The organism is Leptospira idonii (assembly GCF_004770995.1).
Lineage (GTDB): Bacteria > Spirochaetota > Leptospiria > Leptospirales > Leptospiraceae > Leptospira_A > Leptospira_A idonii.
In genome coordinates this window covers 32,358-57,934 of sequence record NZ_RQHW01000033.1, presented here as the reverse complement: position 1 = coordinate 57,934, position 25,577 = coordinate 32,358, and the positions used below count along the sequence as shown (strand labels likewise).

26 protein-coding genes are annotated in these 25,577 nt (G+C 42.2%); 7 read left to right on the top strand and 19 right to left on the bottom strand.

Annotated elements, in window-relative coordinates; translation table 11 throughout:
* Positions 1-111: 111 nt before the first annotated feature.
* The 4 genes from EHS15_RS09860 to EHS15_RS09845 all read right to left on the bottom strand — a co-directional run bounded on the left by EHS15_RS09860 (position 112) and on the right by EHS15_RS09845 (position 4,278).
* Positions 112-1,566, bottom strand: coding sequence for a phytoene desaturase family protein (locus tag EHS15_RS09860; RefSeq protein ID WP_135760398.1), 1,455 nt, complete (start codon positions 1,564-1,566; stop codon positions 112-114).
* Between the two features lie 5 nt (positions 1,567-1,571).
* A complete protein-coding gene (locus EHS15_RS09855) occupies positions 1,572-3,227 on the bottom strand; it encodes a DUF3556 domain-containing protein (protein WP_135760397.1) in 1,656 nt (551 codons plus the stop codon).
* Positions 3,228-3,298: 71 nt separating this feature from the next.
* Positions 3,299-3,643: a DUF3052 family protein gene (locus tag EHS15_RS09850; protein WP_135760460.1), complete on the bottom strand. Its 345-nt coding sequence runs from the start codon at positions 3,641-3,643 to the stop codon at positions 3,299-3,301.
* Between the two features lie 53 nt (positions 3,644-3,696).
* The gene (locus EHS15_RS09845; protein ID WP_135760396.1) at positions 3,697-4,278 is read right to left on the bottom strand and encodes an LIC10604 family protein; all 582 of its coding nucleotides are present in this window, start codon (positions 4,276-4,278) and stop codon (positions 3,697-3,699) included.
* Between the two features lie 108 nt (positions 4,279-4,386).
* Here EHS15_RS09845 and EHS15_RS09840 point away from each other — a divergent pair, with 108 nt between their 5' ends.
* The 3 genes from EHS15_RS09840 to mnmC1 are packed head-to-tail and all read left to right on the top strand — an operon-like array spanning position 4,387 to position 7,170.
* Positions 4,387-5,220 carry a pirin family protein gene (locus EHS15_RS09840; RefSeq protein ID WP_135760395.1) on the top strand — a complete coding sequence of 278 codons (834 nt, stop codon included), beginning with the start codon at positions 4,387-4,389 and terminating at the stop codon, positions 5,218-5,220.
* Positions 5,217-5,939, top strand: coding sequence for a tRNA (5-methylaminomethyl-2-thiouridine)(34)-methyltransferase MnmC2 (mnmC2, locus tag EHS15_RS09835; RefSeq protein WP_135760394.1), 723 nt, complete (start codon positions 5,217-5,219; stop codon positions 5,937-5,939). Before EHS15_RS09840 ends, mnmC2 begins: the two co-directional genes overlap by 4 nt.
* Positions 5,914-7,170, top strand: coding sequence for an FAD-dependent 5-carboxymethylaminomethyl-2-thiouridine(34) oxidoreductase MnmC1 (gene mnmC1, locus EHS15_RS09830; RefSeq protein WP_135760393.1), 1,257 nt, complete (start codon positions 5,914-5,916; stop codon positions 7,168-7,170). Before mnmC2 ends, mnmC1 begins: the two co-directional genes overlap by 26 nt.
* Here the strand turns inward: mnmC1 and lpxK are convergent.
* Together lpxK and hisE are read right to left on the bottom strand one after the other, a co-directional pair.
* A complete protein-coding gene (gene lpxK, locus EHS15_RS09825; RefSeq protein ID WP_246052046.1) occupies positions 7,100-8,170 on the bottom strand; it encodes a tetraacyldisaccharide 4'-kinase in 1,071 nt (356 codons plus the stop codon). The two genes, mnmC1 and lpxK, sit on opposite strands and share 71 nt — an antisense overlap.
* A gap of 26 nt (positions 8,171-8,196) precedes the next feature.
* A complete protein-coding gene (hisE, locus tag EHS15_RS09820) occupies positions 8,197-8,475 on the bottom strand; it encodes a phosphoribosyl-ATP diphosphatase (RefSeq protein WP_135760392.1) in 279 nt (92 codons plus the stop codon).
* A gap of 98 nt (positions 8,476-8,573) precedes the next feature.
* Between hisE and EHS15_RS09815 the strand changes: the two genes are divergently transcribed.
* The gene (locus tag EHS15_RS09815) at positions 8,574-9,407 is read left to right on the top strand and encodes a tetratricopeptide repeat protein (RefSeq protein WP_135760391.1); all 834 of its coding nucleotides are present in this window, start codon (positions 8,574-8,576) and stop codon (positions 9,405-9,407) included.
* Here the strand turns inward: EHS15_RS09815 and EHS15_RS09810 are convergent.
* The 5 genes from EHS15_RS09810 to EHS15_RS09790 form a co-directional block, all read right to left on the bottom strand.
* Complete coding sequence (locus EHS15_RS09810) at positions 9,404-10,708, bottom strand: UDP-glucose dehydrogenase family protein (RefSeq protein WP_135760390.1); 1,305 nt, start codon at positions 10,706-10,708, stop codon at positions 9,404-9,406. The genes EHS15_RS09815 and EHS15_RS09810 overlap by 4 nt on opposite strands.
* 82 nt (positions 10,709-10,790) lie before the next feature.
* The gene (locus tag EHS15_RS09805; RefSeq protein WP_135760389.1) at positions 10,791-11,987 is read right to left on the bottom strand and encodes an ABC transporter ATP-binding protein; all 1,197 of its coding nucleotides are present in this window, start codon (positions 11,985-11,987) and stop codon (positions 10,791-10,793) included.
* A 2-nt stretch (positions 11,988-11,989) separates the two neighbouring features.
* The gene (locus tag EHS15_RS09800; RefSeq protein WP_135760388.1) at positions 11,990-12,739 is read right to left on the bottom strand and encodes an ABC transporter permease; all 750 of its coding nucleotides are present in this window, start codon (positions 12,737-12,739) and stop codon (positions 11,990-11,992) included.
* Between the two features lie 44 nt (positions 12,740-12,783).
* Positions 12,784-13,455: a JAB domain-containing protein gene (locus tag EHS15_RS09795; RefSeq protein WP_135760387.1), complete on the bottom strand. Its 672-nt coding sequence runs from the start codon at positions 13,453-13,455 to the stop codon at positions 12,784-12,786.
* Between the two features lie 2 nt (positions 13,456-13,457).
* Positions 13,458-13,676, bottom strand: coding sequence for an LIC12298 family protein (locus tag EHS15_RS09790; RefSeq protein WP_135760386.1), 219 nt, complete (start codon positions 13,674-13,676; stop codon positions 13,458-13,460).
* A gap of 421 nt (positions 13,677-14,097) precedes the next feature.
* On the opposite strand from EHS15_RS09790, the gene EHS15_RS09785 reads away from it, so the two are divergent.
* The gene (locus EHS15_RS09785) at positions 14,098-15,495 is read left to right on the top strand and encodes a hypothetical protein (protein WP_135760385.1); all 1,398 of its coding nucleotides are present in this window, start codon (positions 14,098-14,100) and stop codon (positions 15,493-15,495) included.
* An 89-nt stretch (positions 15,496-15,584) separates the two neighbouring features.
* On the top strand, positions 15,585-16,811 hold the full coding sequence (locus EHS15_RS09780; RefSeq protein ID WP_135760384.1) for a multidrug effflux MFS transporter: 1,227 nt from the start codon (positions 15,585-15,587) through the stop codon (positions 16,809-16,811).
* On the opposite strand, the gene EHS15_RS09775 is transcribed toward EHS15_RS09780, so the two are convergent.
* From EHS15_RS09775 to EHS15_RS09740, 8 genes are read right to left on the bottom strand one after another with little or no spacing between them, the layout of a single operon-like run.
* Complete coding sequence (locus EHS15_RS09775) at positions 16,800-17,294, bottom strand: LIC_11959 family protein (RefSeq protein WP_135760383.1); 495 nt, start codon at positions 17,292-17,294, stop codon at positions 16,800-16,802. The genes EHS15_RS09780 and EHS15_RS09775 overlap by 12 nt on opposite strands.
* Before the next feature lie 8 nt (positions 17,295-17,302).
* Complete coding sequence (locus tag EHS15_RS09770; RefSeq protein WP_135760382.1) at positions 17,303-18,382, bottom strand: HEAT repeat domain-containing protein; 1,080 nt, start codon at positions 18,380-18,382, stop codon at positions 17,303-17,305.
* Positions 18,383-18,419: 37 nt separating this feature from the next.
* Positions 18,420-18,890 carry a response regulator gene (locus EHS15_RS09765; protein ID WP_135760381.1) on the bottom strand — a complete coding sequence of 157 codons (471 nt, stop codon included), beginning with the start codon at positions 18,888-18,890 and terminating at the stop codon, positions 18,420-18,422.
* Between the two features lie 55 nt (positions 18,891-18,945).
* On the bottom strand, positions 18,946-21,453 hold the full coding sequence (locus tag EHS15_RS09760) for a glycogen/starch/alpha-glucan phosphorylase (RefSeq protein WP_135760380.1): 2,508 nt from the start codon (positions 21,451-21,453) through the stop codon (positions 18,946-18,948).
* Positions 21,454-21,511: 58 nt separating this feature from the next.
* Positions 21,512-21,967, bottom strand: coding sequence for a DUF192 domain-containing protein (locus tag EHS15_RS09755; RefSeq protein ID WP_135760379.1), 456 nt, complete (start codon positions 21,965-21,967; stop codon positions 21,512-21,514).
* Positions 21,968-21,970: 3 nt separating this feature from the next.
* Entirely contained in the window at positions 21,971-22,741 is a 771-nt protein-coding gene (locus tag EHS15_RS09750; protein ID WP_135760378.1) for an enoyl-CoA hydratase-related protein, read from the bottom strand.
* 16 nt (positions 22,742-22,757) lie between these two features.
* Positions 22,758-24,122, bottom strand: a complete 1,365-nt coding sequence (locus tag EHS15_RS09745) for a PP2C family protein-serine/threonine phosphatase (protein WP_135760377.1) — start codon at positions 24,120-24,122, stop codon at positions 22,758-22,760.
* Positions 24,123-24,464 (bottom strand): hypothetical protein, encoded by a 342-nt coding sequence (locus EHS15_RS09740; RefSeq protein ID WP_135760376.1) that lies wholly within the window; start codon positions 24,462-24,464, stop codon positions 24,123-24,125.
* Between the two features lies 1 nt (position 24,465).
* On the opposite strand from EHS15_RS09740, the gene EHS15_RS09735 reads away from it, so the two are divergent.
* Entirely contained in the window at positions 24,466-25,539 is a 1,074-nt protein-coding gene (locus tag EHS15_RS09735; RefSeq protein ID WP_135760375.1) for a hypothetical protein, read from the top strand.
* Positions 25,540-25,577 lie beyond the last annotated feature (38 nt).

Below are 25,577 nucleotides of genomic sequence, written 5' to 3'. Positions count from 1 at the left end.
TAGAGGGTGAAGTGTAGTAGTTCCTACATTCGGTGAATCCATAGATTCCAAGTTTTGCGGCAGGTACCACAAAACATTCGACTACGGACTAAGGAAGAATGCCATACGTATTCAGGTAAATTTAAGAGACTTCAGTTTATCGATTCTTTTCAAAACCGTTTTCGCCGCATAAAATCCGCACATCCCATGCACCCCTCCCCCTGGAGGAGTGGAAGCGGAACAAATATAGAGATGAGGATTCGGTGTGGAATAAGGATTCAGGCGAGCCACAGGTCTAAAAAATGCCTGAGTCAAATCGGCAGCTCCTCCCGTAATCGCACCTCCCACATAATTCGGATTATATCTTTCAAAGTCTGCCGTATACATACTATGTCTTGCCAAAATGGTTTTGGAAAACCCTGGTGCAAATCGTTCGATTTGTTTTTCGATCACTTCCGTTAGATCGATCCGGGAACCGTTAGGGACATGGCAGTATGCATATCCCGTATGTTTTCCGTTTGGCGCCCTGGAAGGATCAAACAAACTTTGCTGCACAAGCAATACATAAGGTCTATCGGGATGTTTCCCTTTCCAAACATCCGCCTCCGCCTTTGCAATCTCTTCCATCGTGCCTCCCAGATGGATCGTGGAAGCAGATAAACATTTAGGATCTTTCCAAGGAATGGCACGATCCAAAGCCCAATCCATCTTAAAGACTCCCGGCCCGAATCGAAAACGTTCCAGCCTCTTTCTATACAAACCTGGCAAATGAGATTCCGTAAGAGAAGCCAATTGCAAAGGATCTGTATCAAAAATTACCACTTTCGTTTGCGGAAGTTCTGCGATCGAAGTGATTCGCGTATTCGTTTGAAATTCAACACCCATCGTATTTAAATAGGCGACCAAAGCCTTTGCTAAATTTTCGGAGCCTCCTTCTACTACCGGCCAAGACTTCTGATGTGCAGAAACCGCAAATACAAGCCCGAGTGCAGCGGTAAGAGGAGACTCCAGTGGAAGGATGGAATGAGAGGCTAGGCCGGCAAACAATGCTTTGGCTCTTTTTTCTTTGAATCTGCTTCCTGCAAGCCCTTTCGCTGATCGAATCCCGGTTAACCCGAAACGAACAAACGAAAAAGGATCTTTGGGAATATGAATGGGGGCCAGAACATCTTCCCAAAAATGAGGAGAGTTGTTCACAAAAGGAGATATCAACTTTTGATAAGAAGAGCCGTCAATTCCTAATCCTTCCGCAGTCTCTTCGATTGACTGAGTCAAAAGAACGGAAGGTTCCTCATCCAACGGATGAGCAACGGAGATTGGCGGCTCTTTCCATTTCAATCCGAACTTCTCCAGAGGAAGTGTTTTGAAAAAAGGAGATAAAATTCCCATAGGATGGGCGCCGGAACATACATCATGCAGAAAACCGGGAAGAGTAAGTTCTTCCGTCCTCATTCCTCCGCCTAATTTCGATTTAGCTTCTAAAACAAGAATGGACAGCCCTGACTGCGCCAAAAGAGAGGCTGCGGACAATCCGTTCGGTCCGGAGCCTATTATACATACGTCGTATCTGTCTTTGGTGCGAGTCATTGTGTTTAGGAAGCAGAAGAATTTTTAGGCCAAGCCTGTAAATTCAGCAACTCTCCGATTTCCACAGTTCCGGAAGCGATAAGTCCTTTTTTCGCATCGAAGATTCGAAAGGCTTGTGTAGACTTACCCAGAGGCTGAGACTCCAGAAAGATACAAACCAATTCACCTTCCTCGAAAGCACATTGATGCTGTACGGAACGTAACAATTGTTCGTTATGAAGATGACCTTCTCCGAAATTCCATCCGGTGACCATACCTGCAATCAACTCCCCTTCCATCCATTCGTAATCTTCCGAACGAGTAACTGCCAAAGGAACCAGTTTCTGAAATGCTCTTCCATGGAGATGCATAAGACGAAATGCCATCACTTTACTTAAAAGTCCCACGGATGCCTTTCTATCATAAAAGCGATCCAACTGATCGTAAACACCTGCGGAAGTTTTCGTAAGTCGATTTAACTTTTCGGAACTATTCCCCCGAAACAACCAAGCACTGCAAGCCCAGTTCCCCGCATAATACCTCATCGAAAGTAAAAAAGAAATTCGATCCGGATATAAATTCCCCAAAACAGGAAGGAGCAAACAGGTAAAGATTAAAAACAAAAGAACAGGGAAAGAATCTACATCGAACGGAATCGTATTGGGATTGGTTCCGAACAAAAAGAACCCCGCATACACCACCATAAAATTCCATTCGATCGGAACTCCCATAGGAACGTTGCTAGTGATGTAGGAATGTAAAAATACCATCAAAACGAGCCCCGCAATGATGATATTATAATTTCCTAATAATACACCGGCTGTGAGCACGATAGGAGTTCCCAATTCCAATAAAATCCCCATGCGAGCCTTTCCTATTGCGGTTGCCGATGGGTTCAAATCGTTCGGATAATCCTTATACATCGCCTTTCTAAACCAGGAAAAAGGAGTGAACGGACTGTTGCTTGCCATCACGCAGACTACGTAAGGGAAGTGATGGTTGAGTTTGGAAAATCCTGCAAACAACCAAAGAGCCAATTGAACCGCCATGGCGCCGGCAATCCAATTGGGTGCAAAAGCGAATGTGACAATGGTCACCAAATAATGTTCGGGTCTTGAAGCAAGAAAAACGGTTTTATCCAAAACACCTAACAAAGGAAGGATAATGACGATAGGAAGCCATTCCCAAAACCCAGGAGAAGGGTGTGTCAATGCCAAAACGAGAAAAACAAGTAAACCTGCGTAAAGACAGATCTCTATGAAACCTCTGTTGCGGTTTCCTATGACAGGAGCATTTTCAAATAACGGAAGTTTGGTTGTTCCCGGCCTTAAAAAATACAGAAACCCTCCGATCGGAGGGAAATATCTCCCGGTAAGCGGACCGCTCCCACAACCTAACCCTAATATTTCGAAAAAAAGACTCCAGACGATTGCCTTTTGGAAGGCGATAGGATTCCACCACCAAACAATAGAGTCCCATTCTCCTAATCCTGGAGTGAAGGAACAAAAATAGGACCAGCCCCAAATATAGAAAACGACCTTAAATGCATACACCAAATAGGCGCCTGTAGGAGAACCGTATCCTTGCACGGCCCAGGCTTGGCAGGCTAATCTTGCCCGATCTTGAAATGACTTTTTTGCCCATTCGAGAGCGTCGTACGGAGGAGGTTTGGGGTAAAACATTGCGGAACCTTCCTTAGCATTTTCCGAAATACTATACCCTCTTAGGAATTCGATTCAATCATTTTATAAGATTATATTTTTCTTCTATAAAACTTTAAACCGGACCAAACGGAAGAAACAGCGCATACTTTCACGTCTACTATCCCTAGTTTTAGGCCGATCTCACGAACTAGGTTCTCATTCACATCAGTAGGCACCTTGGAAGAACCTTTCGGCCAGGAAATCCAAATCATTCCTTTCTCCGCAAGATGTTCCACAAGGACGGGGAATTTCTTTTCCAGCTCTGCCGTTTCCTTGGTGAATAAATGCAGATAATCGAATTTTCCTTTTAAGGTTTTGGAAACTTCCGCTTCGGCCAAATAAACGGAAAGATCCTCCTTTACTTCTTCCGGAAGAGAAAGGAAATGAACACGCATTCCCTTCTTCAATCCCAGTTTATCACCTAGAGGTTTTCCGGAATATCCCTCTGTCACTTAGAAACTTTCTCCCGGTTCAAAGCAGAATTCAAATATTCTAAATAAGTTTTAATAGAGGAATCGTTTCCCATCACATAATGAGCGACAAATCGAAAGATAGGAGAATAAACGTATCCGTTTTCTGTGATCGTCAAACGGCTGCCGTCTTTCGTTTCAGAAATTTCAAACGTCCATGACCCGCCGAAAGGAAGGTCTTCATCCATAATTTTCGTTTCGAACATTCGATTCGGTTCTTCCTTAACGATTGCATAAGTGATCGTATCTCCGCTCGTATCCTTTTCCTTCCAGGAAATCTCACTGACAGGTTCCACCGACTCCAAATTCTTTTGCCAAGAAGGAAATTCGCGGAAGTTTCTCAATTTAGGATACAATTTGTCCGGAGTTAACGGAAGTTCCGTGGATAAGGATACTGTATGCGCTTGGGGAAGGCCGGATCCTACTGCATAGACCACACCGATCAAAAGAGAGAACGCTAAGAATACAGATAAAAGTATGCGGAACCATTGTTTCATTCGAATCGCAAAAAGAGCCGAAGACTCCTCTCCTACGGAAGATGAATTAAAAAGAGACTGCAAAGAGGTATTTGGCAATCAGAAAAGAAGGAACAAAATGTGGTACCTACCATATTTCCCTCTCCAAATAAGACTAGCCATAGCCAAAACTCCCCTAGTCTAATCCTTACTATGGGCCGAAGAAAAATATCCTACAAAACCAGCGGAATCGCAGCCACAGACGGCGCCGGAGTCAAACTCCGCAGAATGATCGGCACGGAAGATATACCCAATTTGGATCCGTTCCTTATGTTGGATGAATTCAAAAGCGATTCCCCGGACGATTATCTGGCAGGTTTTCCCAATCATCCCCACAGAGGTTTCGAAACGGTTACTTACCTTTTAGAAGGAATCATGGAACACAACGATTCCAAAGGCAATCGAGGAATACTCGAAAAAGGGGGAGTTCAATGGATGACTGCCGGAAGAGGGATCGTTCACAGCGAAATGCCCAAACAAGAGAACGGGATGATGAGAGGATACCAATTATGGGTCAACCTTCCATCAGGCTTAAAAATGATCGAACCTGGTTATTTCGACGTCTCCAGAAAAGACTGGAAAAGACTCGAATCGGAAGATGGGCATATCGATATATTAGCGGGAGAAATTTCAGGAATACAAGGCCCTGCCAAATCAAAAACACCTCTTCTCTACTCTCATTGGTACATCAAACCTAACGGTAGTTTAAAGATTCCGGTTTCTTCCCAATGGAACGGATTTGTGCATGTAGCGGAAGGGAATATAGAAATTGAGAACGAATCCTTGCCTACAGGTTTTCTGGGAGTTTTCGGATCGGGAGAAGAGATAGTGATCGAGAACAAAACGAATTCTCCCGCCGAAGGTATATTAGTATTAGGTGAGCCGATTCGGGAACCGATCGTACAATACGGCCCCTTTGTCATGAATACGAAAGAAGAAATCATGCAGGCATTCACTGACTTTCAATCTGGAAATTTCGGACATTGACAGAAGTTATTTTCGAATCCGACGTTCCCGTCTCAAAAGAGTTTGGCGATGTCTATTTTTCCAAAGAAGGGGGAATGGAAGAGACCGTTTATGTTTTTTGGGAAGGGAACGACATACCCAAGAAACTAAAAGCATCCGGAAAAAGCTCTTTCAGTATAGGAGAATTAGGATTCGGAACGGGACTCAATTATTTCGTAAGTTTGGAGCTTTGGAGGAAAGAAAAAAAACCTCCTTCTTTATTCTTTTATACTCTCGAAAAACATCCATTAGAAGAGAGAACACTTAAAACGATGCAGACTCATTTTCCCGAACTCATCACTTGGGAAACTTCGATTCTGCAATCCTACCTAAATTATATGGCAAGGAAACCTATACCGCAAGATCCTTGGGAATGGATCGTTCCTCATCCCAGCGGAACATCCACATTCACCTTAAAACTGTATTTGGGAGATGTTTCCGAAGTTCTCAAAATTTGGGATGTATCTATCGATTCTTGGTATCTGGACGGATTTGCTCCCTCTAAAAATCCTCAAATGTGGTCCGAGGAAATACTCTCCGCAGTCGCAGAAAAATCAAAACAAGGTTCCAGCTTTTCTACATTCACCGCGGCAGGTTTCGTAAGAAGATCCCTGCAAAACCTGGGGTTTTCCGTGGAAAAAAGAAAAGGTTTCGGGAAAAAAAGAGAGATGTTAGTTGGCCGATTCACACGCACAAACTGAAGTTTACGAAGCGGTAGTGATTGGAGGAGGAATCGCAGGTGCTTCCGTCGCTTATTCTCTTGCCAAAAGAAAAATCAAAACCCTTCTACTCGAAAAAAGACAGAACTTGGCGGAAGGAGCAAGCGGTAATCCCGTAGGATTGATTTATCCTTTTCTCACCAAACATAAAACATCCGAAAGTGAGTTTTCTCTTTTTGCGTTTCGATTTCTGAACGAAGAATGGAATCGAATCCGGGAATCTTTTCGTTCAATTCGTACGGATCGGAAGGTGGATCATTTCTCAAAAGAAGGAATCCATTTCCTAACACAAACGGAAACGGATAAGGACAGATATCATACCGCTTTGTCCACACACAATGTCCCTGAAACGGAAGCTGAAATCAAAAAACAAACCTCTTTTTCTCAAGACAAGGAATCTGTTTTCTTCAAAAACGGAAAAACGGTTTCCCCTCCTTTGTTCACGGAAACGATCTGCAGACTCGCAGAAGACCATTTAACAATCCATACTTCGGAAGAATTCATCCGATGGGAAGACGGCTCTCCCATCGAGATGGAAACGGAACAAAAAAAATACCGTTCCCAATTTCTGTTTTTATGCAACTCCAACGAAATCTCGGAAGATCATCGCACGAAATGGATGACTTTAAGAAAAGTAAGAGGACAGATTGTACGATTACCTAAAGACGATTTACTGATTCCTTTAGATCATTCCGTATTATTCGGAAACTATATCACCGAAGATTTAGGATACGGTTCCGTGTTAGGAGCCAGCTTCGACGAATTCAAATGGGAAGAAGAACCTAGAGTTTCCGAATCCGTCGACATGATTCGATCCGCAAAATCGGTATTCCCGGAATCAAACGCCTATTGGGATAAACTTCTTTCCTCGCCGGAAGCATTACAAACAAGAGTTAGTTTTCGATCACAAACCCAAGACAGAAGACCTGTTCTGGGAAACCTACCGGATGCGGAAATATTCCAAAAAGAGAATCCTTATAAAAAAGGAGAGTCTCATATCAGAAAATCCCCTAAGATCAAATACCATAATAATGTTTATGTCTTGGGCGGACTCGGTTCCAGAGGATTGACCCATTCTCTATTGAGTGCGGAAATCATAGTGAGAGAAGCATTGTCCGAACCGAGTCTACTTCCTCAGAATCTCAGAGACGATTTTCGCCCCGAGAGATTTTTGCTTCGTAATTGGAAAAGAGGGATTCCAATAGGATCCTAAACCGTTCCTTTTCTTCCATCTCCACTTCCAGGGAAATTAAAAATAAAGAAACATTCAATTCCTTGATTTTTTCCAAAAACGAAGGAAACTCTTTCCATTTGATCCAGTCTTTGCCCGTAGTCACCAAACCTTGATTCGGCTTTATATCGGATAATAAAGAGATCATCTCTTCTTGAGAATAATGATGATGATCCGGGAAAAATTTGGTTTCGATCTTTTTTCCCGGCAAAAGAGAAACCGCAGTCTTACGAACGAATTCAGGATTTCCTACTCCGGTCACTACTAGAAAAGAATCTGCGGAAACTTCGGAAGGATTCAGTTTTGCCGAAAAACGGGAATGCAAAACAGGAAGCCCCGGGAAACGAGAACTTATGACTTCGCCTAACAAAGTAACTTCTTTTCTAGTTGCTTCCGTGATTTTAGTAAACAAAACGGCATCCGCTCTTTTTAAGGAAGACAAAGGCTCTCTTAAAATTCCCAAAGGAATGGTGTATCCGTTTCCTAAAGGACGATTCGCATCCAAAAGAACGAAATCGAAATCCCTTTCGATTTTATGATGTTGAAAACCATCATCTAACAAAAGTATATGTTTTTTCCCTTTGGGAACAGAATTGAATTTATAAAAACTATCGAATCTATTTCTCCCAATGATCACTTGAACATCTGGAAAAGTTTCCTTATGAAGTTTAGGTTCATCTCCTACTTCGGAAGGAAGGGAACTCTCTTCCAATTTAGCGCCCGTTTCACTGAGAGATGCCTTATACCCTCTGCTGAGGATGGTGATGGAATAATCCTTATGATTGTCTCGGATATAAGAAACCAAATGTTGGACGAAAGGAGTTTTACCGGTTCCTCCTACGGTAAGATTCCCCACACTGATGACAAGAGCGCCATCAATTCGTTTCGATTTTGTAAGAGTGCGGTCGAGGAAAAAAAGAAATTGATAAAGAAAGGAAAAAGGAGAGAGAATCCGAAGCACACTTCGAAGGATGAAATTCAAAATCGCCTCCAATCGAAGTGTTCCGCTTAACTGTGTCTTTTTTCCAATTCCTTGGCAATGATGTCTAGGCTCAGGCCTTTTTCTACCAAAAGAACTTCCACGTGAAAAATCAAATCAGCCACTTCATGAATGAGTTCTTTTTCATTCGGATTTTTTGCCGCGATGATCACCTCACTGGCTTCTTCACCGATCTTTTTCAAAATGCGATCCACACCATCTCGGAAAAGTTCAGCGGTATAAGATTTTTCCGGCAGCTCAGACTTTCTTTTTCTTAAAACGTCTTCTAATTTTTGTAAAAATTCCATAAATTTTGCACTTTCCTACCAGAGAATCTGCTCTGCAAATTTCGAAAAAGCGAAAATTACCGATTGAGAAGTTTTCGAAGAGGAGAAAGAATAAGCTTATGAGACAATTTTTTTCTGTCTTATTTTGTTTCGCAACTCTCAGCTTTGTTCCTTCCCTTTTGGCAGAAACTATATGGGAATCCTCAATCAAAAAAGGATTGGAACGTTCCAAATCGGAAAACAAACCGATACTCATCGACTTATATGCGGATTGGTGCGGTTACTGTAAGGTTTTGGAAAAGGAAATTTTCCCGGATAAGGAAGTAGAGAAGGTCCTGGAAGGTTTCGTTACTGTTAGGTTAAACGGTGAAGAATTCCCGAATCTGATGCAAAAATACGGAATCGAAGGTTATCCTACCATCCTATACATCGATCAATATTCAAATTTTCTTACAAAGATCACAGGGCTTTCCACTAAAAAGACTATCCTAGATACTTCTCAAAAAGTATTGGCTTCTCCCGATTTAGAAATCGTTTTAAAAAACGAATTGAACAGAAAGCCGAATTCATCCAGCATCCAATTCCGATTAGGGACCTACTATTATCATAAAAAGGATTTCGAAAACGCAAAAGTTTACTTAAAGTTAGCTGCTGATTCGGAAATCCCGAAAGACAAATCCGTTCAAGAAGATGCTTTATTCAACCTAAGTCTTATCCATGTGCAAATGGAGGATTGGAAACAATCCGCATCCTCATGGAAAAGTTTTTTGGATAAATATCCCAAGTCTAAAAATTCCGTGACTGCGGAACTCTGTTACGGACTTTCTTTAAAGGAAGTTGGAGAAAAAAAACTTGCAAAAAAAATATTAACGGAAGTTAGGCCTCGCCTGGATGATCCTGAGGATATACATTCCGTAGACGAGGCGCTGGAAGCGATCAGAAAAGGATTTTAGCGGTTACCGATCGAATAGTAGGTAAACCCTACTTCTTTCATATAACTTGGCTTATATTGATTTCTTCCGTCGAAAATCAAAGGAGAAGTCAAAAGAGATTTGATTTTATTGAAATCCGGCTCTCTGAATTCTCTCCACTCGGTAAGAAGAAGTAAAGCATCCGCTCCTTGCAGCGCAGAGTAAGCATCTTTTTTATATTCCACTTTACCGTCGAAATAGTATTTAGAAGTTTCCATCGCAGCAGGATCGAAGGCTTGGATCTTCGCTCCGTTTTTATGAAGTTCGTAGATCAAAGGTATAGAAGGAGCTTCTCTCATATCGTCCGTTCCAGGTTTGAAAGCAAGTCCCCAAATCCCGAACGTTTTGCCCTTCATATCCTTTGTTTTGAAATGTTCGAAAATTTTATCAGTAAGACGAGTCTTTTGCCTTTCGTTCACATCTTCCACAGATTGAATGATTTCCATAGATGTGTTGTATTCTTCCGCAGTTCGGAGTAACGCTCTTACGTCTTTAGGAAAACAAGATCCGCCGTACCCGATTCCGGCGTATAAAAATTGTCTGCCGATACGAGAGTCTGTTCCCATACCTTTTCGAACATCTTCGAAATTAGCTCCCACCGCATCGCAAAGGTTTGCGATTTCGTTTACGAAGGATATCTTCGTAGCAAGGAAGGCGTTACAAGCGTATTTGGTAAGTTCGGCGGAACGAATCCCCATAGTAATGATAGGATTTCCGTTCAGAACGAACGGAGAATAAAGTTCGCTCATTTTTTTTGCAGCTATTTCGGAATCGGCTCCGATCACGACTCTTTCAGGACGCATAAAGTCATCGATCGCCGCTCCCTCTTTCAAAAACTCAGGATTGGAAACAACGTCAAACGGATGTTTTGTGTTTTTTGCGACGATCTCTTTTACCTTGTCGGCGGTTCCAACGGGAACAGTTGATTTATCTACGATGATTTTATAACCGTTCATCGCCTTTCCCACTTCTTCTGCGACTGCAAAAACAAAACGTAAGTCGGCAGATCCGTTGTCGGATGTAGGAGTTCCTACTGCAATGAATACGAATTCGGAAGCTTCCACTCCCTCTTTCAAAGAAGTTGTGAAGTGAAGGCGGCCTTCTTTGTGATTGCGTTCCACAAGTTCGGTGAGTCCCGGCTCATAAATAGGAATGATTCCGTTTTCTAAATCCTTGATTTTTTTTTCGTCTTTATCTACGCAAACGACCTCGTTTCCGTATTCTGCAAAACAAGTTCCCGCAACCAGACCCACATAGCCTGTTCCTACTACACATACTTTCATATTGTCTCCAGAATTTTAAAATTTAGTCTCTGGGAAACTGTTTTTCGAGGGGTTACGGATAGAATTATGGAAAGAAAAATCCTTAGGAAATCCGGACTTCCACAGGAAAATATGCCAACCCGACGGATTTATTCACCCCGACTCTTTCCACTTCGAAATCGTGAATGGATTCTCCCCAGAAATAACTGCCTTCCATATGAGTTTCTCCCTTATGAACTGCCACTCCTAGTGAGTATTTTCCCTCAGAAAAATGGACGGGAAACCGGAACTGGACCTTACGTGTTTCCGATCTTTTCAGTGAGGGAATTTTTTCTCCCAAAAGAAGGGAATTCGTCCCGAAAACACGGACTCCTTTCCCGTCATCGATATGGAATCCGACAGTAACATCAGTTAGATCTTGTTTCGCCTGTAATTCTATCTGAAGGCAGGTTTCCCCCCCCACAAACAATAGATCCGGCCCCGGCCTGTCATTCTGTAAAAAAGAGATATGAAGGGACTCTATATAATCTCCCAAAGAAAGAGGATTCGAATCGATAAACTCTAGGTTCTCTGGATTGGCCAAAAGATGCATATAGTTTTCGATCGCCTTTTTGGGTTCACCGTCAAACAAAAGTTTACCTTTCTCCAAAAGGATCACTCTTTTACAAAAATGAGACACTAAACTTAGGTCGTGGCTCACCACAAGGACGATGGAACCTTGCGCCAAAAATTCATAAAAACGATTCAAACATTTTTGCTGAAAACCGGCATCTCCTACGGCTAACGCTTCATCGACGATGAGTATATCCGGCCTTCTGGCGGTAGCCAAACTGAAACCCAACCGCATACTCATCCCGGAGCTGTAATTTTTCAAAGGGATTTTACGAAATTCGGTAAGGCCGGCAAACTCGAAGACTGAATCCATAATTTCACGAATCTCATTCGGTTGATAACCCCATACCAACCCATTGTAATATACATTTTCTTCCCCGGAAAGTTCAGGGTTGAATCCTACGCTTAACTCAAGCAAGGCGCGAAGGGTTCCTTCGATTTCAATCTCTCCTTCTTCCGCCTGAATCACTCCGCAAAGAACTTTCAATAGAGTGGATTTGCCCGCTCCGTTTCTACCGATGATTCCGATCGCTTCTCCTTGTTTCGCATTCAGATGAATGTCACTCAAAGCACGATAACGTGTATCGATTCCCCAATAACCGAAACTAAGTCCTGCAAGAATTCTTCTATGCGGCTTGGAAAAGCCTAAGTATTCCTTGGAAAGGGATTTGATTCGAATGGAGCCCATACTTATAGATGGTCAAGCACCACGGACTGAAACTTTCTTTTCGCAAGAAGGTAGATGAGAAAAAAAGAAAATACAAAAGGAAAAATTCCGAACCAATCGAACTGAGATTCATAACCTCGGATCACGACGGATCGAAACATATCCAATGGAATTGTGAAAGGATTCCAAAGATTCACATCTTTTAAAAATCCTGTAGGATAATACAAAACTGGAATTCCCCAGAAAAGAAGCTGGCTCACCAAACGAACCAAAGGTGAAATATCTTTCAAAAGGACGTTCAATCGGGAAAGATAATGCAAAAGAAGAAGAAGATACAATCCCACAGAGATCAGGCAAATCCAGCCGGAAAGAGCTCCTACCCAAGTCAACTTTCCGTAATACACTAACATTCCATAAACGGGAAGAGATGTGATGAATACGTGGATCACATACTGCACAAAAGGAATCCAAATAAAAAGATCCAAACCTAAGGAGGAACGTTTCAACAAAGAACGATTGTCTGTCAAAATTCCGGTTCCTCTCACTAAAAATTCCTGAAGAGGGATCCAGAACAAAAGCCCTGTCAGAAGGTAAGATGTGAAATCATCCTGAGTGCTGGGAGTTCTTAGATTCAAAACTAAAAAAACGAGAGAATAGAGTGAGATGAGGATGATGTTTTGGAGGAACATCCAGGAAATTCCCAAAAAGGAACCTGCATATTGCAACGCATAGTCACGGCGAACCAATGCCCAAAGAATCGATAGCTTCTGCATATATCTTATTTTCGGAGAATTACCCCCTCAATCTGGAATGGAAACTATGCTTTCCGAAATGGGGAAAGGGCTTTTTCCTTAGCGATAGAGTAGACTCCCTCTTTTCCCAACACCCAGTGGTCCAAAAGTTCGATCTCCACTTCTTCCAAAAAATTTTTGGCCTCTATAAACAAAATTCGATCTTCTTCACTGGGTCGAAAGCTGCCTCTGGGATGGTTGTGAGCCAGGATCGCCCTTGCTGCCTGGTCTCTGAATAAAGTTTGAGCTAAATGTTTTTTGCGAACACAGACTTCCGTTTCGGACCCAGTGCCTAGAACATGTTTTCCCAAAAGCTCCCCTTGCCTAGAAAGAGAGAGAAGGTAGAAAGTTTCCCTTTCTTGCCGGATGGCCTCTTTCCAAAGAAAAAGAGGAAGTTTTTTAGGATATTTGGGAGAAGAAGAAGAATAAGCAGAAAGATGAGACGTAGGAGTGAGCCGGGAAGACAGTTCCAAGCTGGCAATGAAACCTGCGACTTTCGCTCTGCCCAGTCCGGGGAAATTCAATAGGCGCTCTGGATTCCATTGTGCGAGACCGACTAGACCGGAACTCTGCAACAAAAGAGACCGAGAAGTGGAGTAGATATCATTTCCCCTGGTTCCCGAGCCCCAAAGCACGGAAAGAAGCTCCCAGTCTTCCAAGCTGCTAGGGCTGTGGAAGACTTTGGCACGTAAATCCAAGACTAAAGCCTACGAAGATTCTTTTGGCTCAAATCGGAAATTTTGGGGGAAACCCAATCTCCTTTTTGTACCACCTCGCCTTGAAAGGCCTCCATGAGATACTCTTCGAAAGTCTTGCCACCGGATTGATGAGCAAAACCTTTTTTTGTAGGACCTTGTCCTGCCAAGCCACTCTCTTTGTGGCGATTATAAGCGGGTTGATGGATGGATCGAACGATCATATTTTATTCCTCCCCGTCATCTACTTAGACGACATAAAACTCAAAATGATTCCCAATAATTTACTAAACGTCTGTTTACAATACTTAACAAATGAGAAGTTAAGTCAACGTTTTTTTGCATTTCTTACCGGTTTGTAATACCAATTTAGCAAATAGATGAGACAAAATACTCCTTCCGGCCCTCCTTTTGATAAAAAAAAATAGAATTATGACCCTTTCTTTCTAAAAAACAAGCTTTTTACGTACCAATTTCCTTGTTGTTTTCTCTCTCTTGTCCGTGAATCCAGAACGATCGGGCAAAAAATCGCTACTTTTCCCCCTTCCCTGCCTCTTTTTTTATCTTTTTTTTGTGATTTCTACCAATGCGGAGGGGAATTTTCGCTCCTTACCCGTTTCCCTCTGGTTGCAGGAAGGGTTTACTGTGGCAGAATCCGCAGAAATTGTTTCCGCCTCCTCCCGAGGAGAAATTTATTTTTTGAAATGGCTGAAACAAAAACCGGAAAAGACCCAAAGAAAGATCTTCATTATATTCAGAAAAAATAATATAATTCTAAAACGGAAACATCTTGTAGATACGAAAAAGAAAACCACTGCCACAGAAAGGGAAGCTCCCCGCAAAAAAGAAAACATCTATTTTGTGGGAGGTAGTTATCAGAATTTAGATGCTCGTTATCTCCCCTCTTCCGGTAAAAATCAATCCGGCCAACAAGCGGGGTTTATGACGGACAATCTGTCCTTTATTTTGGAAAAAAGAAACGAAACGTTTACGGGAGGATTTTCCGGAAATTTTTCCTACTTACAAGTGTTTGCGGGAAACAGATACAAACCGATCCCTCAATTTTATTTCGCAAAAGACCCCGATTTTTATTCCGCATTCGATGGAAAAAATTCTCCACTCCCTCAACCCATTCTCACTTCCTATTTTTTAGGATTCTCTTCTCAAAAAGAGGGGGCGGGGCATAGGTTGGGAATCTATCATTCCACATCCGTTTCTCCCGAACCTGGAATCTATTATGTATCGCCGAATAGATCTTACTCATTCACATGGGCTCCTCATTCTCGCATAGGAAGTTTGCTTATAAACGATCGTTATTCGATGAAAGACTGGAATTTGTCTCTGCAAGGAGAAGGTATGGGAAGATCGGATCAGTTCTTCGGATTTATATACGGAAAAATATTCCAAGCGAGTTGGGATCTGCATTGGGAAGGAACCGCATATCGTGACGGAGGAAATTTACTTTCTCTCCCTGTAAATGAAATGGTGGACCGAGTGGGTGTTCGGCAAGACCTTCAATACACACGATTGCGCTGGAAAAAGTATTACGTGTTGGAAGCCTTACAATCATTAGAAGGTCTTAGATATGAATCCGGATACGGAATTCATTTCCCTATTTTTTCATCGGACTACGGTGCTTTGGTTTTGAGATATAGAGACTACAGAGAAAGCGGGATTTCACCGAATCATAGTTTCGGAAGAGGATTGTTTTACGAATGGAGAAAAGATTCCTATCGAATCAGCCTAGGAACAGAGGCCAAAGAGAAAAAGCAGGAATGGGAAGTAAAATTATCTTTCCCTTTGATGTACGGATATCTTTTGGAAATGAGCGGAATCTATAGGGATAAAAATATAAAAATGCGTTCTTGGTTCGAAAACTGGAGTTTTGCCACGAACTTCAATATCAACCTAACGGAAAGAAATGAAATATGGAAATTGAGACTGATAGGAAAGGAATTCTCTGTCAATTTAAGTCTCAGCCAAAGAGCGGATACTGTCACTTACATCTATTATGCGAACATTCAGTTTTTGCATCAATTTTAAGAACCTCCCTTCAATTTAGATCGCCATATTCCATTATTTCAATAATATTGCATTATTGAACGAAATCCGAATTTCGGAAAGGATTGGAAATGAGAAATCTAAGTAATAAACAAGAAACCTGGCTTATCCTTCTGCTGGGAACTCTCACGGCTCTGGCTCCTCTTTCCATCGATATGTATCTTCCCAGTTTTCCCGCAATCGCCAAATACTTCGGGATCAACATTTCCGGAGTGGAACTTTCCCTTACTTTTTTCTTCGCAGGAATCTCCTTAGGTCAATTGATCTACGGCCCGATTTTGGATCGATTCGGACGCAAAAAACCTCTATTGATAGGGCTCTCCTTATATGCAATCGCTTCCGTAGGATGTTTTTTCGCACCGAACATTCATACGTTCATCCTTCTTCGACTTTTACAAGGATTAGGCGGATGTGTAGGAATGGTTGCTGCCAACACAGTCGTTAGAGACGTATTTCCATCGGATAGAACTGCGAAAGTATTTTCCCTATTGATGCTTACGATGGGAATCGCTCCTATGATCGCGCCCACACTGGGAGGACTACTCACATCTTGGTTCGGATGGCATTCCATATTTTTGGTCTTGAGCGTTTTCGGACTTCTCCTTTTCGTATCCGTATCTTTTTTTCTACCGGAAACAACACAAGCGGATACAAGCGTATTACTCAAACCTTCCGTCATCTTCGGGAAATACATATTCGTATTGAAAGATCTCACATTCCTTCGTTATGCGTTGACAGGCAGTTTCGCTTCCGCAGGGATGTTTGCCTATCTTGCGGGTTCTCCTTTCGTAATGATCGATCTGTTCGGGTTTACTGAAAAAGAATACGGGATCATGTTTGCAGTGAATGTAACCGGTTTACTTCTGGGAAGCCAAGTCAGTCGAATTTTACTCTCCAGATTTGAATCCGACCGAATTCTTTTCGTAGCAACTTCCTTTCTTTTCGGGACGGGAGGGTTGTTGATTCTTTCTCATTTTTTAATTTCCCTCTCTCCGTTTTTTCTACTGGTTCCCATCTACACATATCTATTTTGTATGGGGAATATAACTCCAAATAGCAACGGTATGGCGCTCAGTCATTTTACTAAAAATATAGGAAGCGCTTCGGCGTTTATGGGTTTCATGCAGATGGCTGTGGGTTCTACTGCAAGCGCAGTTGTGGGAATTTTTCATTCGGAAACGGCATTACCCATGACTGCCGTCGTTGGGATCTGTGCGTTTCTTAGTTTTTCGTCTTACCACGGTTTGGGTCGATTGATTTCTCAAAAACAAAAGCAGACGGAAATACTAATACAATAATTCGTCGGTAAAAATTTCCTGATAACGGATGAGTTTAAAAATAGGAACCGTATGTAGGTCGATGAACTCTTCCTCCTTTGCGGGAAGGTTCTTTTTCTCAGGCAAAACCTTTCTTCTACCTCTGGAATCCAAAGAATAAAAATAATAACCTGTCCATTCTCCTTGAATGAAATACGGATTTCCCTGGAACAGATCTTTTACGAATTCTTCGCCGTCCAAATCGAATTTATTTCTGCGGTATCGATAATGAATTTCTTGCCCGTTCCAATCGTAAAAGACGACAAAATCCCCTTCTTTTCCTTTGTAGAATAACTTCCATTCGGTGGGAAAACGTTTTGTTTTTTTATATTCTTCTTTGGCGTCTGCGATTCTTTTTTCCGTTACGGAAATAGAACCTGTATATTTCTGCTGAGTCTGCGCTTCCGTAAATCCGAACGAAACCAGACAAAAGAAAATAAAAAAAATAAGTTCTAAAAATTTCATGGATTCGTTTAAGGAAGTGGCTCCTTATCCGAATTCTCTTTCGTTTCTTCTTCCAAATCTTGTTTCGTTTCTTTCCCTTGGATTTGATCGATCGCTTTTCTTGCGGCCTTCTGCACCTTAGGACTTGGGTCTCTGTCCCTTTTATATTCCAACAGTTCCAATGCAGCGGGATCTTTCATATTGCCCATATGTTCGATGGCTCTCAAACGAACCATTGCGTCGTCGTCTCTGGCAAATTCGTTCAATTCCTGAAAAATCTCTTTGTCTCCCATAACCACCAAAGCCCCGATCGCATAGATCTTTAAGGACTGCGCTTTTTTAGCATCCAGTTTGCCGGCAGTTTTTTTCAAAGAATCCAGAAGTTCGAATAACTTCGGCCTTGCGGAATCGGATTTGAGTTTCCCCAAAGAATTAATCGCATAACAACGAAGTATAGTTTGTTGATTATCGTCGAATGCAACATCCTGCAATGCAGCATCGGCTGCTGTGTATCCCACAGAACCGAAATAAAGCGCGATCTGTGCTCTCATATCAGAATGATTGAATTTTTCCTTAAACTTTGTTTCTAGAAAGCCGGCAGCATCTTTGCCGTTAGGAAGATCCGCCAAAGCGTTGATGTACAAACTGAGCGCATTCGAGTTCTTTGCGAAATCTTCCTTTTTCAATTTTTCAATCAGCGGAGGAACCGCTTCCGCAATCTTGAGTTTTTTAGCAGTCGACACCGCTTGTTTGGAAACATCTTCGTTCGGATCTTCGAAAAGAGAAATGATCGTATCTTTGTTTTCCGCAAGACCTAGTTCGGAAATCGTTCGAAGCATCACCACTTTCATTCCCAAATCTTTTTCCGTTTTCAACATCTCTCCCAACTGGATATGAAGTTCTTTGGAATACTCTTTTGGAAATTTCAAAAGTTCGAATAACGCCTGTTTCCTTTCCTGGGAAGTTCCGTATTTTAATACTTTGGAGAGTACTTCTTTTTTTTTCTCCAATTGTTCCGGTTTAAGTTCCTTTTTAGAAGAGGCGGGTGCGGGGGAAGAGGAGGATGTAGAAGGTTGTTCCGTAGATGCTGGCGCCGGTTCTGCCGGCAACAGGGAAGCGGAAAAAATGAATGAAATAAAAAATAGGTTACGAATCCCTGCCTTCCAATTCCATAATTCTGCGATTGAGGGCTTGGATGAGATGTTGGTTTTCCAAATTTTGTCTGAATTTATCAAGAAGGTCTCGTATGTCTTTGGATAGTTCTTCGATGTTCCATGGTTTTTCCACATAACGACTCAGCCCTCCGTGATTGATGGCGTAGATGGCCGAATCCAAACCTGCTTGTCCGGTAAGAAGGATTTTAATCGCATCGGGCAATCTTTGGTGGACCTCCTCCAAAAATTTATCCCCTTTCATTCCGGGCATCACTTGGTCGGAAACAATCAATTCTACGATATCGTTTCCGGCTTGGATTTCATCGATGAGAGCCAGTGCTTCCTCTGCACTGCTTGCCGTTTCAACGGAATGGGAATCCCCGAACCGGGATGCCAACTGCTCTGCCAATGTCTCTAATACCGATACTTCATCATCGACACAAATGATGTAACCTTTACTCATTCTGATAACCTTCTCATCGAACTTAGCCTGATTTCCGAAAATTGTAAATCCACTTTTATGCCAATTTGTACTTAGTTTTAGGCTCCATCATAGGCAAGAGAGGAACTTTCCAGATATCTTCCGCATATTCACGGATAGTCCTGTCCGTTGAGAATTTTCCGGCTCTAGCGACGTTGAGAATCGCTTTTTTGGTCCAAACATCTTGGTTGCGGAAGTCCTGGGCGATTTTTCTCTGCATTTCGTCGTAAGCGGTAAAGTCAGCCGCCAACAAATAACTGTCCGTATAAAACAAACTGTCGTAGATAGGGGAAAAAACTCCAGGCTCGTTCATGGAAAAATAATTTTCCCGAATCATCAAAAGCACTCTATGAAGTTCTTCATTCTTTCGGATGTAGTCTCCCGGATCATAACCTTTTTCCTTGAGAGCGAACACTTCTTCCGTTTTGAGTCCGAAGATATAGATATTCTCTTCTCCTACTTCCTCCAACATCTCCACATTGGCTCCGTCCAAAGTCCCGATCGTAAGAGCACCATTTAACATAAATTTCATGTTACTCGTTCCGGATGCTTCCGTTCCAGCGGTAGAGATTTGTTCGGATAAATTCGTTCCGGGAATGATTCTTTCCGCAAGAGAAACCCTGTAGTTAGGAAGAAAAACAACCTTTAGGCGACCATCCACATCTTTGTCGTGGTTGACCATCCAAGCTACGTTATTGATGAGCTTGATGATGAGTTTCGCCATGTAATATCCTGGAGCGGCTTTCCCTCCGAAAATTACGGTTCTGGAAGTGATCTGAAGATTCGGATTCTCTTTGATGCGTCTGTAAAGAGCGATCACCCTCAAAACATTCAAAAGCTGCCTTTTGTATTCGTGAAATCGTTTCACCTGTACGTCGATCATGGAGGCGGGATCGATGACGATTCCTGTATCGCTCTTGATGAGTTTGGCAAGATTGTCTTTATTCGCTTGTTTTACATTCGCCCAATCGTTCCTAAAATCGGCATCGTCTACGAACTTTTCCAAATCCCTTAGGCGGCTTAGATCTGTGGCAAAACTTCCCCCGATTTTTTTACAGATCAGTTCCGACAAACCAGGGTTCGACTGAATCAGCCAACGTCTGGGAGTGATTCCGTTCGTTTTGTTATTGAACTTCTCAGGAAATATCTTATAGAAAGAACGGAAAATGGTTTTTGTGATGAGATCCGAATGAAGGGCAGCGACGCCGTTCACTTTGTTCGAACCTACTACCGCCAAATTCGCCATTCGAATTCTTTTTTCCGCTCCTTCCGCAATGATACTCACTTCCCCGATCTCGAAATCGGAGAGTTTCCCGGAACTCCTTATTGATTCCAAAAATCTATGATTGATTTCGTAAATGATCTCAAGATGACGAGGAAGCAGTTTCTCGATGAGACTCACTTTCCAAGTTTCCAAAGCCTCAGGCAAAACAGTATGATTCGTATATGAGAAAATGCGAATGGTTAGGTCCCAAGCCTTCTCCCAAGACCAATCCTCCAGATCGATTAGAATTCTCATGAGTTCCGCGATTCCGATGCTGGGATGAGTATCGTTCAATTGGATTGCGATTTTATCGGAAAGATTCTCCAAACCAGAATGGGTTTGTTTATGATTTTGAATGATATCCTGCAAGGAAGCGCAAACCATAAAGTATTGCTGTTTGAGTCTGAGCAGTTTTCCTTGTTCGGTGGTATCGTTCGGATACAATACCTTGGAAATGTTCTCGGAGATGGATTTATCCTGCACTGCTTTCATATAATCCCCGTGATTGAAATAGTCCAAATTGAACTCTTCCGAAGATTTTGCGGTCCAAAGGCGGAGATAGTTCACCGTACTTGTGTTAAATCCGGGGATGGGGCAGTCGTGTGCGGATGCAAGAACCGTTTCATCGGGAATCCAATAATGCTGCAGTTTTCCTTTTCCGGAAACTTTGGTTTCCGTATAACCGAAGAATCCGACAGAATAAGTCACATCTGGACGGATCACTTCGTAAGGAACCCCGTCCGCATCCCAATGATCCGGCATCTCCACCTGAGCTCCGTTCGCAATGATCTGATTGAAAATTCCGTAATCGTATCGAATCCCGTATCCGAATCCGGGGATATTCAAGGTCGCCATGGAATCCAAAAAACAAGCGGCGAGTCGTCCCAATCCTCCGTTGCCAAGCCCTGCATCCATTTCAAATTCCAAAACCTCTTCCAATTTGAAACCGAAGCCGCCAATCATTTGTTTAACGAGATCATACAACCCCAGATTGATGAGAGCATTCATCAATGTTCTTCCCATCAGAAATTCGAGGGAAAAATAGAATATTTTTTTAGGATCTTCCTTTCTATAACGTTCGTTCGTGATATTCAGTCGATCGATCAAAAAATCGCGAACAGTATGACCTAAAGCTTTGTAGATGTCTTCGTTTTTGATGGTATATTTACTTTTACCGATCGTGTATTCCAGATGATGGGCGAATTGTTTTTCGAGAGAAGAGAGATCCGTTTTTTGTTCTTCGGAGAGAAGGTCGATGAGGCGGGAGTTTTCTACGATCATGGAAGAAGATACTACTCTTCCATGATTTTGTATTCAAGTAAAAAGAAGGGATTTTTGGTTAATCTCTAGCGGAAATTTTCTTCTCCAAAAGCAGAACTGCATCCTTCCCGATTTTGTTTTTTGCAAACCAACCCAGGTTCACTTCCAACGCATATTTGGCGGGTTTCATGGAATTGTACACTTCTTTCGTTTGATTGGGAGTCATATCGTGGGTTTCCAACAAACGCATATCTTCGCTGAAATACCCCAAAGTAAGAGGGATCAAAGTGTTTTTCATCCAAAAGGAAAGATATTCTTCTTTCGGGAAAACGAACAACATGCCCTCATCCTCACCCAAACGAGTTCGATGCATCAAACCCACAGCTCTAGTGCTTGGATTGTTCGCAACTTCCAGTTTTAAGGAACGATCTCCGATCGATCCGAAGATGGTTTCTGTTTGAACAGGAGCGGAATCAGTTGGACTACATTGGTAAAATAGTCCGAAAATAAATAGAATCACGACCCTGCGAAGCATAATCTAACCTCCGAAATTGGGTTTTCTTTTTTCCAAAAAGGCACCTAAACCTTCTTTGGTTTCCGCATCGGAAAAACGACCGCCGAATAGCTGTTTTTCCCATTCCAATCCGCGGTCCAAATTCGTTTCGATTCCCTGGCGGATTGCCATCTTTGCGGCCTTGATTGCATTAGGCCCTCTCGATAAAATCGTAGCAATTAATTTTTCGGACTCAGGTAACAATTCCTCAGGAGAAGTGACTCGATTAACAATGCCTAATCGGAAAGCTTCTTCCGCCCCGATCATGTCTCCGCTGAAGATCAGCTCGCTGGCGCGTCCCACCCCGATGATTCTAGGAAGTCTTTGTGAACCTCCGAAACCGGGAAGCAGCCCCAAAGAAACTTCAGGAAGACCCAATTTCGCATTTTGAGAAGCAAAACGAATGTCACAAGCCAGAGCCAGTTCCAAACCTCCTCCCAAAGAAAAACCGTTGATAGCAGCGATGGAAACTAATGAAGATAATTCTAATTTTCTAAATACCTTTTGGCCTAACTCGGAAAATTCTCTTCCTTGGCTTTCCCCGAACTCTTTCATTTTGGCGATGTCTGCGCCTGCTACGAACGCCTTTCCTTCTCCGGTAAGGATGAAGGCGCGGATGGAAGTGTCGGATTCCAAAGCGTCGATTGTAGTTCCGATTTCGGAAATCACTTGGTCATTGAGTGCATTCAATGCTTCCGGTCTTTTGATGGTCACCAAAGCATAGTTTGTTTTCTTTTGAATCTCTATAAAAGGCAAAATATTTCTCCGTTGTTTAGTCTACTTCTAATAATAAAAACATAGTGTCATCTGAAAAAGATTCGATCCCGAATTCCGACTTAAGCTCGTGCAGAATGGAAATTTCCAGATCTTGCAGTTTACGCAATTCCTTGTTTTTATTGAGGATTTGCAGAAAACCGTCCGCACCCAATTCCACTCCTTTCGATGTGGTGGATTCGATGAGTCCGTCCGTATAAATGACGAAACGATCTCCCGATTGAAACTCCATTATTTTTTCGTAAACGATGGGAGAACGGATATTGAATCCCAAAATGGCCCCTTCCGTTTCTATCTCTTGGAAGGAACCGTCTTTAGGGCAGTGAATGATATAAGGATGGCCCGCATTTCCTATGTTCATCTTTTTTTCTATGAAATCGAAAAATACATAGATGGCAGAAGCGTGGTATTTGTTCAGATCTTTCGCAAGTCTTTCGTCCAGGTATTCCAAAAGTTTGGAAGGAGAAAGTTTAAAACGATAAGGAATGGTAGAGACGAGTACTTTCATGATGGAAGCGACCATGGCGGAAGAAATTCCATGACCGGCCACATCCGTGAGAAAAACTCCTACGTTGCCTTCCCTGAGTTGTACGAAATCGAAAAAGTCTCCCCCTATGAGATTCGGGTTCTTTCGATAATACTTATATTTTAAACCGTTGATATCCAGGTCCTTCGGAAAAAGGGCGTCCTGCACTTTTTTAGCAAGTTCCAATTCCTGCTGGATGTATCTTCTTTCTTCGGATAACCGGTACAAGTCGGTGATGTTCTTTCTTTTGTTCAGAATGAAGACGCTTCCCACCAAAGATGTTCCCGCAAAAGTAATGATGGGAAAAATTTTGGAGAAATGAGTGGTTTCGTCCCAAAATACGTCCGGCAAAAAATAAATATAAACGCAATGAAACAGAATCAGAAAAAAACCGGGATACAAACATGCGGATCTTTGCACTCGAAAACTGAAGAGCAGAATCGGAATGATGAATACCATCAAATAAGCATTCGCCAGATAATAGTTTTCCAGACTGGGAATTTTGTGAATGGAATAAGCGATCGCAATGTACAAAAGAGCGTCTGCGATAAAACCGCTCACATAGATCACAAAACCAAGGTTAACGATTTTTGTATAACTTTGGAGAAGTAAAACCAGTCTTGCAATCGTGATTCCCAGAAGATAGGGAAGCACTTCTGCGCGAAACGAAAAGAAAGGAGGGAGGATCAAAAGAAAGTAAGCGATGAAATGTATGATAAAGGTATAAAAGATATATTCCCTATCATATTTTAGCTCTACTAGTTGTATGATTTCGAAATCGGTTCGATTGGGTTTCTTAAAAAGATCGTGAAAGTATTTATACAGAGTTTGGGACAATTACGGCTCTCCCCACAGCAGATGACTGATCTCGGACCCTTTTAGGGTGATGGTGAAAGACTTGCCCGAATCCAAATACTTGTCCATTGTATTCGCAAGTTCCATCGCTTTTTTCTCATCTTCCATACGAAAGAAAAAAGGATGGGAAAGAGATTTATAATTGTAAGGATACCTTTCCGAAACAAGAAGGGTCACTCTGAAATGATCCGGTCTGGCTTCTAAAACGATATGACTGACTTCCTTTCTAGAGAGAACCCTCACATGGGGAAGCCGATTCCAAGGATTGGACTGGGCCAAAATCGGACAAAAAAGAAACAGACAAAGTCCCAAGATCCTGATCATTATGTTAAATTCTCGGAATACTTTCCTGACCGCCAACGATATGAGAAAAAAAAATCGCACCTTATTCTACGTTTTTTCGGGAATCCTGATTTTACAAGCTTGTAGTCCCTCCGCTCCCCGATTTTCTCCCAACCCTTATGCATCCTGGAGTGCGGAAGATCCTGGGCTGCAAAAACAATCCTTATCCATTCCTCTTCCGGAAAGATGGAATGAAAGAGCCTATCCGCTGGATGAAATCCATCAAAAGACTCTTACTTCAATCAATGCGATCGACGGGTTCAAAGATGTTCCGGAAAAATCTTCTCAAGAGGAAGAATTCAAAAAATTATTGAGCGAAGTGCGCGCGACTCTCCCCGATGCAGTCAACCGTCAGTTCGACGAATTCGTTTATGGAATTTATTTCGTGCGCAAACTGGGATCAACAGGTTTAACCGGAATTATACGAGATGGAAAAAAACCGATAGGGGGAATTATCTTCTTAGATACAGACTTTCTGAACAGAAAGGCGAACGATTGGGCCAGCTTTAAAGAAAACACTGTTTTTCAGGAAGATGCAAACAACACTCTTCATTTACGAATCGAAGAGGAAGATAAAGATACGATCAGTGCCGCTCTTTCCTTCATACTATTACATGAATTCGGACATATCCTTGCGGTTTTAGGAAATCATGCACCGGACTACTCCTTGAAAGAAAGAGACTTCAGATCCTTTCCTTTTTTTCAAGGTATCTGGATCGGAGAAAACGAATCGGAATTCGATTCCGGTTTTTTCCAAGAAAGAAAAACGATACGTTTCTACGGGGACAAAAAGATCAGATTGGCACCGGAAGGACTCAACCTCTATCGCAAACTGAAAAACACTCCCTTCGTCACTCTTTATTCTTCAACTAATGCGGACGATACGTTCGCGGATTCTTATGTTTCTTATGTGCATGTGATTTTACAGAAAAAACCTTATGAAATTTATCTTTTATCACAAGGGAAAAAAAAACAAATCTTCAAAAACGGAATCACTGAAGAAAACGGAAGAAGGCCCAGGGAATTTTTCGATAAAATTTTCAAGGTTCTTCCGTAAATTTTTTGATCGAAAATTTATATCTTAGGAAAGATTCA

Excerpts from the sequence above, each read along its gene's own strand:
- EHS15_RS09860 (WP_135760398.1), bottom strand. The coding sequence starts at position 1,566 with ATGACTCGCACCAAAGACAGATACGACGTATGTATAATAGGCTCCGGA.
- EHS15_RS09855 (WP_135760397.1), bottom strand. The coding sequence starts at position 3,227 with ATGTTTTACCCCAAACCTCCTCCGTACGACGCTCTCGAATGGGCAAAA.
- EHS15_RS09850 (WP_135760460.1), bottom strand. The coding sequence starts at position 3,643 with ATGCGTGTTCATTTCCTTTCTCTTCCGGAAGAAGTAAAGGAGGATCTT.
- EHS15_RS09840 (WP_135760395.1), top strand. The coding sequence starts at position 4,387 with ATGGGCCGAAGAAAAATATCCTACAAAACCAGCGGAATCGCAGCCACA.
- hisE (WP_135760392.1), bottom strand. The coding sequence starts at position 8,475 with ATGGAATTTTTACAAAAATTAGAAGACGTTTTAAGAAAAAGAAAGTCT.
- EHS15_RS09815 (WP_135760391.1), top strand. The coding sequence starts at position 8,574 with ATGAGACAATTTTTTTCTGTCTTATTTTGTTTCGCAACTCTCAGCTTT.
- EHS15_RS09810 (WP_135760390.1), bottom strand. The coding sequence starts at position 10,708 with ATGAAAGTATGTGTAGTAGGAACAGGCTATGTGGGTCTGGTTGCGGGA.
- EHS15_RS09805 (WP_135760389.1), bottom strand. The coding sequence starts at position 11,987 with ATGGGCTCCATTCGAATCAAATCCCTTTCCAAGGAATACTTAGGCTTT.
- EHS15_RS09800 (WP_135760388.1), bottom strand. The coding sequence starts at position 12,739 with ATGCAGAAGCTATCGATTCTTTGGGCATTGGTTCGCCGTGACTATGCG.
- EHS15_RS09790 (WP_135760386.1), bottom strand. The coding sequence starts at position 13,676 with ATGATCGTTCGATCCATCCATCAACCCGCTTATAATCGCCACAAAGAG.
- EHS15_RS09780 (WP_135760384.1), top strand. The coding sequence starts at position 15,585 with ATGAGAAATCTAAGTAATAAACAAGAAACCTGGCTTATCCTTCTGCTG.
- EHS15_RS09775 (WP_135760383.1), bottom strand. The coding sequence starts at position 17,294 with ATGAAATTTTTAGAACTTATTTTTTTTATTTTCTTTTGTCTGGTTTCG.
- EHS15_RS09765 (WP_135760381.1), bottom strand. The coding sequence starts at position 18,890 with ATGAGTAAAGGTTACATCATTTGTGTCGATGATGAAGTATCGGTATTA.
- EHS15_RS09760 (WP_135760380.1), bottom strand. The coding sequence starts at position 21,453 with ATGATCGTAGAAAACTCCCGCCTCATCGACCTTCTCTCCGAAGAACAA.
- EHS15_RS09755 (WP_135760379.1), bottom strand. The coding sequence starts at position 21,967 with ATGCTTCGCAGGGTCGTGATTCTATTTATTTTCGGACTATTTTACCAA.
- EHS15_RS09740 (WP_135760376.1), bottom strand. The coding sequence starts at position 24,464 with ATGATCAGGATCTTGGGACTTTGTCTGTTTCTTTTTTGTCCGATTTTG.
- EHS15_RS09735 (WP_135760375.1), top strand. The coding sequence starts at position 24,466 with ATGTTAAATTCTCGGAATACTTTCCTGACCGCCAACGATATGAGAAAA.